We start from the raw sequence: 12,049 nt of genomic DNA, 5'->3' as shown, positions 1-12,049 counted from the left end.
CACCGCCTTCGACATGATCTTCGGCCCGGCCTACAAGGGCATTCCGCTGGGCGCCGCCGTGGCGATCGAACTCGCCCGTCTGGGCCGCAACGTGCCCTTCGCCTACAACCGCAAGGAAGCCAAGGACCACGGTGAAGGCGGAACCCTGGTGGGTGCGCCGCTCAGGGGCCGGGTGCTGATCGTCGACGACGTGATGAGCGCGGGCACCGCCGCGCGCGAGTCCATCGCGCTGATCCGCGCGGCCGGCGCCACGCCGAGCGCCGTGGCAATCGCGCTGGACCGGCAGGAGAAAGCCACCGAGGTGGCGCCCGATGGCGTGGTCCGCGACGTGGATCACAGTGCCGTGCAATACGTGCAGCAGCAGCTTGGGCTGCAGGTCTGTGCGATTGCGAGGCTCGATGATTTGCTGCAGTATCTGTCCGCTCAGGCCGGCAACGATGTCGCGGCGCACCGCGAGCGGGTGCTGGCCTACCGAGCACGCTACGGCGTGCGCTGAGCCGCACGTCACCCGCCAGACCGCACATGAACCACCCACTGTCGCCGCCCTCCCTGTCCTGCCGCCTCGGGCCGGCCATCGCGGCGGCCGTGTGGTTGGTGGCAGCGGGCGCTCAGGCGCAGAACAGCCAGTCCATCTACACCTGCACCGACAGCAAGGGCCGCCGCATCACCTCCGACCGCCCCATCGTCGACTGCCTCGACCGCGAGCAGCAGCGCCTGGGCCGCACCGGCACCGTGCGCGAGGTGATCCCGCCCAGCTACACGCGGGAGGAGCGCGAGAAGGTGGAGGCCAGGCGCCGGGTCGAGCAGGAAGAGCAGGCCCGCATTCAGGAGGAGCGCCGACGCGAGCGGGCGCTGCTGATCCGCTACCCCAACCAGGCGGTGCACGACAAGGAGCGCCAGGACGCGCTCGCACAGATCGACGACGTGATTGCGGCGGTGCACAAGCGCGAGGCCGCGCTGGTCGAGCAGCGCAAGGGCATCGCGCTGGAGCTGGAGTTCTACCAGGGCGACCTGGCCAAGGCCCCCTTGTGGCTGCGCCGCAAGGTCGAGGACAACGACAAGCAGATGGACGTGCAGAAGCGCTTCCTGGCCGACCAGGTCCAGGAAAAGCAACGCGTGAACGCGCGCTTCGACGAAGAACTGGCCAAGCTCAAGCAGCTCTGGGCCAACACGGCCGCCCAGAGCCGCTGACCCACCCCCGCATCAGCCCAGTTTCTTGCGCAGCAGGTCGTTCACCTGCTGGGGGTTGGCCTTGCCCTTGCTGGCCTTCATGGCCTGGCCCACCAGGGCGTTGAAGGCCTTGTCCTTGCCGGCACGGAACTGCGCCACCATGTCGGCGTTGGCGGCCATCACCTCGTCGATGATTTTCTCGATCGCGCCCACGTCGCTGACCTGCTTGAGGCCCTTGGCCTCGATGACGGCGTCGATCTGTGCGCGCGCATCCATCACCTGGGCATCGGCGCCCGCGCCGGTCCACAGCGCGTCCATCACCTGCTTGGCGGCGTTGTTGGACACCGTGCCGTCGGCGATGCGCGTGAGCAGCGCGGCCAGTTGCCCCGCGTTCACCGGCACCTCGGCGATGTCGCGCTCCTCGTTGTTGAGCCGGCGCGAGACCTCGCCCATCACCCAGTTGCTGGCCAACTTGGCCTGGCCACTGGCCTGGGCCGCGGCCTCGAAGTAGGCCGCCATGGCCGGACTCTGCGTGAGCGTGGTGGCGTCGTACTCGGGCAGGCCGTACTGCTGCACGAAGCGCTCGGCCATGGCGCGCGGCAGCTCGGGCATGGCCGCCTTCACTTCGTCCACCCAGTCGCGCGCCACCACCAGCGGCGGCAGGTCCGGGTCGGGGAAGTAGCGGTAGTCGGCCGCGTCTTCCTTGGTGCGCATGGCGCGCGTCTCGCCCGTGTCGGGGTCGAACAGCACCGTGGCCTGCTCGATGGCGTGGCCGTCCTCGATCTGTTCGATCTGCCAGCGCACCTCGAAGTCGATGGCCTGCTGCATGAACTTGAAGGAGTTCAGGTTCTTGATCTCGCGCCGCGTGCCGAGCGGCGCGCCCGGCTTGCGCACGGAGACGTTGGCGTCGCAGCGGAAGGAGCCCTCCTGCATGTTGCCGTCGCAGATGCCGATCCAGGTGACGATCTTGTGCAGCTCCTTGGCATAGGCCACGGCCTCGGCGCTGGATCGGATGTCGGGCTCGGTCACGATCTCCAGCAGCGGCGTGCCGGCGCGGTTGAGGTCGATGCCGCTCTGGCCGATGAAGTCCTCGTGCAGGCTCTTGCCCGCGTCCTCTTCCAGGTGGGCGCGCACGAGCCGCACGGTCTTCTTCTCGTCGCCCAGAAAGAAGCTCACCGAGCCACCCTGCACCACCGGGATCTCGTACTGGCTGATCTGGTAGCCCTTGGGCAGGTCGGGGTAGAAGTAGTTCTTGCGCGCGAAGACGCTCTTCTCGGCGATGTGCGCGCCCACGGCCAGACCCAGGCGGATGGCGCAGGCCACGGCCTCGCGGTTCATCACGGGCAGGGTGCCGGGCAGCGCGAGGTCGACCGCGCAGGCCTGCGTGTTGGGCTCCGCGCCGAAGGCGGTGGCCGCGCGGCTGAAGATCTTGGATTGGGTGGCGAGCTGGGTGTGCGTCTCGAAGCCGATCACGACTTCGTAGCCTTGCACCAGCAGGGAGGCGGTTGGCTTGCTCATGGTCAGAACCCTGCGGGCGTCTTGGTGTGCCAGTCGGTGGCCTGCTGGAAGGCGTGCGCGGCCTGCAGCAGCTCGGCCTCTTTCAGGTAGTTGCCCATCAGTTGCAGCCCGACCGGAAGATTGCCGGCGCCGAACCCCGCCGGCACGCTCATGCCCGGCAGGCCGGCCAGGCTGCCGGGCAGCGTGAAGACGTCGGCCAGGTAGTTGGCAACCGGGTCGTCGGCCTTCTCTCCGATGGCCCAGGCCACGGTGGGCGCCGCCGGGCCGGCGATCAGGTCGCACTGCGTGAAGGCCTGCTGGAAGTCCTGCGCGATCAGGCGACGGATCTGCTGGGCCTTGAGGTAGTAGGCGTCGTAGTAGCCATGTGAGAGGACGTAGGTGCCGATCATGATGCGCCGCTGCACCTCGGGGCCGAAGGCCTCGCTGCGCGACTTCTTGTACATATCCAGCAAATCGCCGTATTTGGCCGCACGATGGCCGAACTTGACCCCATCGAAGCGGCTGAGGTTCGAGCTCGCCTCGGCCGGGGCAATGATGTAGTAGACGGGAATGGCCAGCTCCGTGCGCGGCAGCGACACGTCCACCAGCGTGGCGCCAAGCTTCTCGACCTCCGCCAGCGCGGCGCGCACCGGCGCCTGCACGTCGGCGGCCACGCCCTCGCCAAAGAACTCCCTGGGCAGACCGATGCGCAGGCCCTTGAGCGGCTGCGCGGCCGTGGCGCCTTGCCGGGGCTGGCCGAGCAGGCGGCCGTAGTCCTCGGCCGGGTGGTCCAGGCTGGTGGAGTCGCGGTCGATGTCGGGCCCGGCCATGGCGGTGAGCAAGGTGGCGCAGTCGGCCGCGCTGCGCGCCATGGCGCCGGCCTGGTCCAGGCTGGAGGCGAAGGCCACCATGCCGTAGCGCGAGCAGCGGCCGTAGGTGGGCTTGATGCCGGTCACGCCGCAGAAGCTGGCGGGCTGGCGGATGGAGCCGCCGGTATCCGTGCCGGTGGCGGCAGGCAGCAGGCGCGCGGCCACGGCCACGGCCGTGCCGCCCGAGGAGCCGCCGGGCACGCGGGTGGTGTCCCAGGGGTTGTGGGCCGGTCCGTAGGCCGAGTTCTGGTTGCTGCCGCCCATGGCGAACTCGTCGCAGTTGAGCTTGCCCAGGCTCACGGCGCCGGCCTTCGCCAGCTTCGTGACCACGGTGGCGTCGAAGGGACTCTGGTAGCCGTCGAGCATCTTCGAGCCCGCGGTGCTGGGGAAATCGCGTGTGACGAAGATGTCCTTGTGCGCGATGGGCACGCCCAGCAGCGGCGTGCGCTCGCCAGCGGCGACGCGGTCGTCGGCCGCGCGGGCCTGGGCCAGCGAGGCCTCCTCGTTGAACGACAGGTAGGCCCCCAGCGCCTGGTGCTGCTTCGCGCGCGCCAGCAGGTGCTGCGTGGCCTCGGTGCTGCTGGTTTTCCTGTCGGCGATGGCCTGCGCGAGCTCGGCCACGCCCATGTGGTGCAGATCCGGCGCGCTCATTCGATCACCTTCGGCACCAGGAACAGGCCGTTCTCCACGGCCGGGGCGCTCTTCTGGTTGGCCTCGCGCGCGTTCGGCTCGCTCACCACGTCGGGGCGCAGGCGCAGGGCCACGTCCTCCATCACGGCCGTGGGGTGGGCCAGCGGCTCCACGCCGGTGGTGTCGACCGCGTTCATCTGTTCAACGATGTCGAAGAAGCCATTGAGCTGCGCGAGCATGCGCTCGCTGTGCTCGGGGTCGAGTTCGAGGCGCGCCAGGTTGGCGATGCGCCCGATGTCTTGAAGGGTCAGGGACATGGTGCTGGGGGTGAAGGAGCCCGCGCCACGGGTGTGGCGAAGGCCTGCAACCGGTTGCAAAACGGCGCTTTTGCGGGGCAAACCGCCCTGTTTTCGTGCGGTTGTACACAGGCGTTCGGGTATTATCCAGCGTTCGGCGGAGTCGGCCTTTTGGCCCGGTTTTCGTCACCGAATCAATCACTTAGCCCCCGATGTCCGGCCCGATCTTCGGCCCCACCCCCGGCTGCACGCGCTCGCGTGAGCGCACGCATTCCACAGGATTCACCCACCATGTTTGAAGCGTTCCGTCGGAGTTTCTCGACCGACCTGGCCATCGACCTCGGCACCGCCAACACCCTCATCTACGTGCGCAACAAGGGCATCGTGCTCGACGAGCCCTCGGTCGTGTCCATCCGCCACGAAGGCGGTCCCCAGGGCAAGAAGACCATCCAGGCCGTGGGGCGCGAGGCCAAGGCCATGCTCGGCAAGGTGCCCGGCAACATCGAGGCCATCCGCCCGATGAAGGACGGCGTGATCGCCGACTTCACCGTCACCGAGCAGATGCTCAAGCAGTTCATCAAGATGGTGCACCCGCGCTCGATGTTCAAGCCGAGCCCGCGCATCATCATCTGCGTGCCCTGCGGCTCCACCCAGGTCGAGCGCCGCGCCATCCGCGAATCGGCCCTGGGCGCCGGCGCCAGCGAGGTCTACCTGATCGAGGAACCCATGGCCGCGGCCATCGGCGCCGGCCTGCCGGTGTCCGACGCCTCGGGCTCCATGGTGGTCGACATCGGCGGCGGCACCACCGAGGTGGGCGTCATCAGCCTGGGCGGCATGGTCTACAAGGGCAGCGTGCGCGTGGGCGGCGACAAGTTCGACGACGCCATCATTGCCTACATCCGCCGCAACTACGGCATGCTGATCGGCGAGCCCACGGCAGAGGCCATCAAGAAGGAAATCGGCTCCGCCTTCCCGGGTTCGGAAGTGCGCGAGATGGAGGTCAAGGGCCGCAACCTCTCCGAGGGCGTGCCGCGCAGCTTCACCATCAGCTCCAACGAGGTCCTGGAAGCCCTCACCGAACCCCTCAACCAGATCGTCAGCGCCGTCAAGAACGCGCTGGAGCAGACCCCGCCCGAACTGGGCGCCGACATCGCCGAGCGCGGCATGATGCTCACCGGCGGCGGCGCCCTGTTGCGCGACCTGGACCGCCTGCTGGCCGAAGAAACCGGCCTGCCCGTGCTGGTGGCCGAAGAGCCGCTGACCTGCGTGGTGCGCGGCTGCGGCATGGCCCTGGAGCGCATGGAGCGCCTGGGCACGATCTTCACCAGCGAATAAGGGCCGCGGTACCCCGCGGCGAGCCACCATGCCACTGGGCACGCTGGACCGCACCCCACCGCCGTTCTTCAAGCAGGGCCCCTCGGCCCTGTCCAAGCTCGTGGTGTTCAGCGCCATTGCGCTGTTCCTGATGGTGGCCGACCTGCGCTTTCGCGTGGCGCAACCCGTGCGGGCGGTGCTGGCCACGGTGCTCTACCCCGTGCAATGGGCCGTGCTGCAACCCGTGCAACTGGTGGGCGCGGCCGGCGGATACGTCACCAGCCTGCACGCCGCGCAGCAGAACGAGGCCGGCGCCGTGCGACGGCTGGCCGACCAGGCCGCGAACAGCCTGCAAGTGGAGCAGCTGCGCAACGAGAACCAGCGCCTGCGCGAGCTGCTGTCCATGCGCGAGCGGGTGATGCCGCGGGCCATCGGCGCCCAGGTGGTCTACGACGCGGCCGATCCCTATTCCCGCCGCGTGGTCATCGACCGCGGCCAGACGCACGGCGTGCAGGCCGGCTCGCCGGTGATCGACGAATCGGGCGTGCTGGGCCAGGTCACCCGCGTGTACCCGCTGATCGCCGAAGTAAGCCTGCTGGTGGACCGCGACCAGGCCATTCCCGTGCTCGACGTGCGCTCCGGCGTGCGCAGCGTGGCCTACGGTGAGCCCGCCGGCGACGGCGACGGCCTGGCCTTGCGCTACACCCTGGCCGAGACCGACATCCGCGAGGGCGACCTGCTCACCACCAGCGGCGTGGACGCCGTCTACCCGCCCGGCCTGCCGGTGGCGCGCGTGACGACGGTGGAACGCCAGAGCGGCTCCTCCTTCATGCGCATCCGCGCCGAGCCGCTGGCCCGCATGGACGGCACGCTGCACGTGCTGGTGCTGGAGCCCGCCGGCGCGCAGGTGCCCCCGCCACCCGCCGCGGCACCCGCCAGCGATGTCGCCAAGCCCGGCGGCGTGCCGGGCGCCAAGGGCGCTGCGCGACCGGGCAACCGGGGAGCCACTCCATGATCATGCGCCCCGGCCAGCAGCTGCTGCTGCCCGCCAACACCGTCTTCATCTGGTTCAGCCTGCTCGTCACCCTGGCGCTGAACATGCTGATGAACATGGGCCTGTTCGGCCGCGCCGCCTGGGTGCCCGACCTACTGGCCCTCACCCTGGTGTTCTGGTGCGTGCACCAGCCGCTGCGCATTGGCGTGGGCACGGCCTTCTTCTTCGGCCTGGCCATGGACGTGCACCAGGGCTCGCTGCTGGGCCAGCACGCGCTGGCCTACACCGTGATGGCCTTCGGTGCCGTGGCCATGCACCGGCGCCTGCTGTGGTTCCCGGTGTTGCAGCAGTCGCTGCAGGTGCTGCCGCTGTTCGCGGTGGCCCACCTGCTGGGCATGGTGGTGCGCCTGCTCGGCGGCGGCAGCTTCCCGGGCTGGCCCTACTTCCTTTCACCGCTGATCGAGGCCATGCTGTGGCCCTTCGTCACCGTGATGCTGCTGGCGCCCCAACGCCGCGCGCCTGACCCCGACGACAACCGCCCCCTCTGACCCGGCAAGGCAGGCCATGACCGAGATCAGGAACGTCGACGCGGACATCTGGCAATTCCGCAAGCGCGTCATCGTGATGGCGCTGGCGGTGCTGTTCGCTTTCGGGCTCATCGTCGCGCGCATGGTCTGGCTGCAGGTGCACAAGCACGAGGAGTTCATGGCCCAGGCCGAGAGCAACCGCACGGCGGTGATCCCGGTGGTGCCCAACCGGGGCCAGATCGTCGACCGCGAAGGCCGCGTGCTGGCCAGCAACTACTCAGCCTACACACTGGAGCTCACGCCTTCGCTGATCGAGGACCTGGACGAGACCATCACCGGCCTGCGCGAGCTGGTCGACATCGGCCCGCGCGACGAGCGCCGTTTCCGCAAGCTGCTCGAAGAATCCCACCGCTTCGACTCCCTGCCCATCCGCACCCGCCTGAGCGACGAAGAGGTGGCGCGCTTCACCGCCCAGCGCTTCCGCTTCCCCGGCGTCGAGGTGCGCGCGCGCCTGCTGCGCCACTACCCCAACGGTGAGACGGCCAGCCACGTGATCGGCTACATCGGCCGCATCAACCAGCGCGAGAAGGAGCAGATCGCCGACTGGCCCGAGGAGGATCAGGCCAACTACCGCGGCACCGAGTACATCGGCAAGCTCGGGGCCGAACAGCAGCACGAGCAGTTGCTGCACGGCGCCACCGGCTTCGAGCGCGTGGAGACCTCGGCTGGCGGGCGCGCGGTGCGCTCGCTCGCGGCCACGCCGCCCACGCCGGGCGACACCATCGTGCTCACCATCGACGCCAAGCTGCAGCACCTGGTGGAGACCCTGTACGGCGATCGCCGCGGCGCGCTGGTGGCCATCGACCCGCGCAACGGCGAAGTGCTCGCCTTCGTGTCCAAGCCCACCTTCGACCCCAACCTCTTCGTCGAGGGCATCGACGTGGAGAACTGGCGCGCGCTCAACGAGTCGCTCGACAAGCCGCTGCTCAACCGCGCCCTGCGCGGCACCTACCCGCCGGGTTCCACCTACAAGCCCTTCATGGCCATGGCCGCCCTGGAAACCGGCGCGCGCAAGGCCGAAACGGTCATCAACGACCCCGGCTACTGGATGCTGGGCAACCACCGCTTCCGCAGCCACGGCGACGGCGGCCTCGGCGCGGTGGACCTGCGGCGCAGCATCGTCAAGTCGAGCAACGTCTACTACTACTCGCTGGCCAACGAGATGGGCGTGGACGCCATCCACGACTTCATGAAGCCACTGGGCATCGGACAGATCACGGGCATCGACCTCAAGGGCGAGGTACGCGGCGTGCTGCCCAGCCAGGAATGGAAGCGCAACACCTACAAGCGCGCCGACCAGCAGCGCTGGTACGCGGGTGAGACGATCTCGCTGGGCATCGGCCAGGGCTACAACAACTTCACCATGCTGCAGATGGCCAACGCCATGGCCACGCTGGCCAATGGGGGCGTCAAGCACGCGCCGCACCTCTCGCTGGCGCGGCGCAACCCGCTCACGGGGCAGGTCGACCCCCTGCCCGCGCCGCCCACCGAGAACCTGAACTACAAACCCGAGCACGTGCGTGCGGTGCTCAGCGCCATGCAGGCCGTCACCACCGAAGGCACCTCGGCGCGCGTGTTCTCGGGCGCCGGCTACACCAGCGGCGGCAAGACGGGCACGGCGCAGGCCGTCACCATCGGCCAGCGCGAGCGCTACGACGCGCGCAAGCTGGAAGAACACCAGCGCGACCACTCGCTCTACCTGGCCTTCGCGCCGGTCGATGCGCCGCGCGTGGCGCTGGCCGTGATCGTGGAGAACGCGGGTTTTGGCGCCGCCGCGGCCGCGCCCATCGCGCGCCGCGTGTTCGACTACCTGCTGCTGGGCCAGTACCCGAGCGAACAGGACATCGCGTCCTTGCAATCCGGTGGCGGCGGCCCGCCGCAGGGCACGCCGCGCCAGCTCAGCGAGGTGCCCTGGCCGCCCGCCGAGCCGGCGGCGGTGCAGTAGGCCGGCATCGGATGCGCCGCCGGGCCGCCCCAAGGCGGATCAGCGCCCTCCGGCGGCAGCGATCCGCGCAGTGGCGGAGCGCGCGGGCACTATTTCAGCCAGGCGTCGTACGTGGTCTTCAATATCAGCGCCCCCACCACCACGATGAACACCCAGCGCACGAAACCACTGCCGTGCTTGAGCGCCAGGCGCGTGCCGGCCAAGCTGCCCACCACATTGGCCAGCGCCATCACCAGCGCGTAGTGCCACCACACGTGGCCCTTGAGCGCGAACAGCAGCAGCGCCGCCAGGTTGGAGGCCGTGTTCAGCAGCTTGGCGCTGGCGCTGGCGTGAAGAAAGTCAAACCCCAGCCAGCGCACGAACAGGAAAACGAAGAAGCTGCCCGTGCCCGGACCGAAGAAGCCGTCGTAGAAGCCGATGACCGCGCCCATCAGGCAGGCCGCGGCCGTCAACCGTCGACCGGCGAAGGCCGGATCGTGCGCGTGGCCCAGGTCCTTGCGCATCAGGGTGTAGACCAGCACCGCGCCCAGCACGAAGGGCAATGCGCGGCGCAGGAAATCGGGCGAAATCACCGTGACCGTCCAGGCCCCCGCCATCGCCCCGATGAAGGCCGCGGCCGCCGCCGGCAGCAAGGAGCGCCAGGGCATGTCCACGCGCCGCGCGTACTGCACCGTGGCCGCCGCCGTGCCCAGCACCGCCGCCCCCTTGTTGATGCCGAACAGCGTGGCCGGATGGGTGTTGGGGAAGACCGCGAACATCGCGGGCACGAGGATCAACCCGCCCCCACCCACGATCGAGTCCACGAAACCAGCGAGCAGTGAGGCGAAGGAGACGAGCAGCAAATCCATAGCGCAGCGATTCTCGCCGCGCCGTTGGCCCACCCAAAAAGAAAGAGCCGACCTTTTGGGTCGGCTCTGTCGGGGTGCCTGTGCGGCGTGTCCGGCGGTGCCGGTACGGGTGTCTCCTCGGTCTCCAACGTCCTGAATACCCTACCGAGCACCAGGCAATGCAGGGAATGTAGCGGCTTGCACCGCCCGGGTGCATCCGGGCTTTCCCTTGCACCGGTACGGTCCTGGCACAGGAAATGCACCACGCGGCCCACAACCACGTTGGGGGATTCGTATGCCAGACATCAGCGGCCCCGCCCTGGCGGCGCTGGACAGCCTGTCCTCGGCCGACACCGCCTGGGTCATGGTGAGCACCGCCCTGGTGCTGCTCATGACCCTGCCCGGTATCGGCCTGTTCTACGGCGGCATGGTGCGCCGCTTCAATGTCATCAACACCATGGCCAGCGTGATGGGCATCGCCGCCCTGGTCAGCGTGCTCTGGTTTGCGATCGCTTACTCACTGGCTTTCACGCCTGGGGGCACGGTGGGTGGGTTCATCGGGGGCCTGTCCCGCGCGGGCTTCACGGGGCTGGACTTCCTCGGTCAGGCGGGCCAGGTGGCCGTGAGCCACGTGGCACCGCACCTGCCCGAATCCGTGTTCGCCATGTTCCAGCTCAGCTTCGCGGTCATCACCTGCGCGCTGGTGGTGGGCGCCTTGGTCGAGCGCATGCGGTTTGGCGCCCTGCTCGGCTTCGCCGGCCTGTGGCTGCTGCTGGTCTACGCGCCCATCGCGCACTGGGTGTGGGAGCCGGGCGGCTGGTTGGCGCAACTCGGTGCGCTCGATTTCGCGGGCGGTGCGGTGGTGCACATCAACGCCGGCGCGGCGGCCCTGGTCTGCGCCTACGCGCTGGGGCCGCGCCAAGGCTACGGGCGCGAGCCCTTCCTCCCCTTCAACCTGGGCCTCACCATGGCCGGCACCGGCCTGCTGTGGGTGGGCTGGTTCGGCTTCAACGGCGGCTCGGCCCTGGCGGCCGACGGCCGTGCGGGCCTGGCCATCGCGGTCACCCACATCGCCGCCGCCGCTGGCGCCCTGGCCTGGATGGCCGCCGAGTGGTGGGCCCGCAAGCGCGCCACGCTGCTGGGCCTGTGCTCGGGCGTGGTGGCGGGCCTCGTGGCCATCACCCCGGCCGCCGGCTTCGTGGGCCCCCGCTCGGCCCTGCTCATCGGCGTGGGGGCGGGCTTTGCCTGCTACTGGGGTGCCACCGGTCTCAAGCGCCTGCTGCGAGCCGACGACTCGCTCGACGTCTTCGGCGTGCACGGCGTGGGCGGCCTGGTGGGCGCGCTGCTCACCGGCGTGCTGGCCGATCCGGCGATCTCCGGTCTGGAGGGCAGCTTGTTCACCCAATTCATCGCCTGCGCGGCGGTGCTGGCCTACAGCCTGGTGATGACCACGGTGGTGCTGTTCATCGTCTCGCGCTTCGCCGGCTTGCGCGTGCGCGCGGACGACGAGCGCCAGGGGCTGGACGCTTCGCTGCACAACGAAAAACTCAACTGACCCCTCGCGCGCGGCCGAACTGCCATGGGCAATACCAGCGAGCTGTTCGCCATCGCGGCGCACCTGCACGTGCTGCTGCGGCGCAGGACCGGGCGCGTCACCGACACCGAGTGGCTCGCCACCAACGCGGAGTACGCGCGGGCCATCGTGCGCTTCGCGCGCGAGAAGGCCGCCGCCGATGGCCACGCGGACCTGCTGCCCTGGGCCGACAAGCTGGAGGCGGCCATCGTGAACATGAGCGCCACGCCACGCAAGACCTTGCTGGACGTGGCGGCCGAGGCACTGCGCACCGCGGCAGCGCCAGCGCCCGGGGCACCGCCCGCAGCCGACGACCACAAGTACGTGGGCGGCCTGCGCTGAGTCTT

The 12,049-nt window shown here is 69.5% G+C and carries 12 protein-coding genes; 8 read left to right on the top strand and 4 right to left on the bottom strand.

Going from position 1 to position 12,049, the window contains the following annotated elements; genetic code table 11:
• Both pyrE and VLG41_RS16225 read left to right on the top strand, forming a co-directional pair.
• A partial coding sequence (gene pyrE / locus VLG41_RS16230; protein ID WP_325350432.1) for an orotate phosphoribosyltransferase occupies positions 1–496 on the top strand: 496 nt, incomplete at its 5' end.
• 26 nt (positions 497–522) lie between these two features.
• The gene (locus VLG41_RS16225) at positions 523–1,191 is read left to right on the top strand and encodes a DUF4124 domain-containing protein (RefSeq protein WP_325350431.1); all 669 of its coding nucleotides are present in this window, start codon (positions 523–525) and stop codon (positions 1,189–1,191) included.
• A 12-nt stretch (positions 1,192–1,203) separates the two neighbouring features.
• On the opposite strand, the gene gatB is transcribed toward VLG41_RS16225, so the two are convergent.
• Genes gatB through gatC form a run of 3 tightly spaced genes read right to left on the bottom strand, consistent with a single transcriptional unit; the run spans position 1,204 to position 4,483 of the window.
• Positions 1,204–2,688: an Asp-tRNA(Asn)/Glu-tRNA(Gln) amidotransferase subunit GatB gene (gene gatB, locus VLG41_RS16220; protein ID WP_325350430.1), complete on the bottom strand. Its 1,485-nt coding sequence runs from the start codon at positions 2,686–2,688 to the stop codon at positions 1,204–1,206.
• A 2-nt stretch (positions 2,689–2,690) separates the two neighbouring features.
• Positions 2,691–4,187, bottom strand: coding sequence for an Asp-tRNA(Asn)/Glu-tRNA(Gln) amidotransferase subunit GatA (gatA, locus tag VLG41_RS16215; RefSeq protein WP_325350429.1), 1,497 nt, complete (start codon positions 4,185–4,187; stop codon positions 2,691–2,693).
• The gene (gene gatC / locus VLG41_RS16210) at positions 4,184–4,483 is read right to left on the bottom strand and encodes an Asp-tRNA(Asn)/Glu-tRNA(Gln) amidotransferase subunit GatC (protein WP_325350428.1); all 300 of its coding nucleotides are present in this window, start codon (positions 4,481–4,483) and stop codon (positions 4,184–4,186) included. Before gatC ends, gatA begins: the two co-directional genes overlap by 4 nt.
• A 270-nt stretch (positions 4,484–4,753) precedes the next feature.
• Here gatC and VLG41_RS16205 point away from each other — a divergent pair, with 270 nt between their 5' ends.
• The 4 genes from VLG41_RS16205 to mrdA are packed head-to-tail and all read left to right on the top strand — an operon-like array spanning position 4,754 to position 9,302.
• Positions 4,754–5,797, top strand: a complete 1,044-nt coding sequence (locus VLG41_RS16205; protein WP_009519392.1) for a rod shape-determining protein — start codon at positions 4,754–4,756, stop codon at positions 5,795–5,797.
• Between the two features lie 28 nt (positions 5,798–5,825).
• Positions 5,826–6,791: a rod shape-determining protein MreC gene (mreC, locus tag VLG41_RS16200; RefSeq protein WP_325350427.1), complete on the top strand. Its 966-nt coding sequence runs from the start codon at positions 5,826–5,828 to the stop codon at positions 6,789–6,791.
• The gene (mreD, locus tag VLG41_RS16195) at positions 6,788–7,318 is read left to right on the top strand and encodes a rod shape-determining protein MreD (RefSeq protein WP_325350426.1); all 531 of its coding nucleotides are present in this window, start codon (positions 6,788–6,790) and stop codon (positions 7,316–7,318) included. Before mreC ends, mreD begins: the two co-directional genes overlap by 4 nt.
• A gap of 16 nt (positions 7,319–7,334) precedes the next feature.
• Complete coding sequence (mrdA, locus tag VLG41_RS16190) at positions 7,335–9,302, top strand: penicillin-binding protein 2 (protein WP_325350425.1); 1,968 nt, start codon at positions 7,335–7,337, stop codon at positions 9,300–9,302.
• 89 nt (positions 9,303–9,391) lie between these two features.
• Here the strand turns inward: mrdA and VLG41_RS16185 are convergent, their stop codons facing one another.
• Positions 9,392–10,150 carry a sulfite exporter TauE/SafE family protein gene (locus VLG41_RS16185; protein WP_325350424.1) on the bottom strand — a complete coding sequence of 253 codons (759 nt, stop codon included), beginning with the start codon at positions 10,148–10,150 and terminating at the stop codon, positions 9,392–9,394.
• A 274-nt stretch (positions 10,151–10,424) separates the two neighbouring features.
• Here VLG41_RS16185 and VLG41_RS16180 point away from each other — a divergent pair, with 274 nt between their 5' ends.
• The gene (locus VLG41_RS16180) at positions 10,425–11,684 is read left to right on the top strand and encodes an ammonium transporter (RefSeq protein ID WP_325350423.1); all 1,260 of its coding nucleotides are present in this window, start codon (positions 10,425–10,427) and stop codon (positions 11,682–11,684) included.
• A gap of 24 nt (positions 11,685–11,708) precedes the next feature.
• Complete coding sequence (locus tag VLG41_RS16175) at positions 11,709–12,044, top strand: hypothetical protein (protein WP_325350422.1); 336 nt, start codon at positions 11,709–11,711, stop codon at positions 12,042–12,044.
• Positions 12,045–12,049 lie beyond the last annotated feature (5 nt).

It is taken from the genome of Hydrogenophaga sp., from assembly GCF_035481345.1.
Lineage (GTDB): Bacteria > Pseudomonadota > Gammaproteobacteria > Burkholderiales > Burkholderiaceae_C > Hydrogenophaga.
Note: the sequence above shows the minus strand (reverse complement) of the source record. Positions and strands in the feature narration are given on the sequence as shown.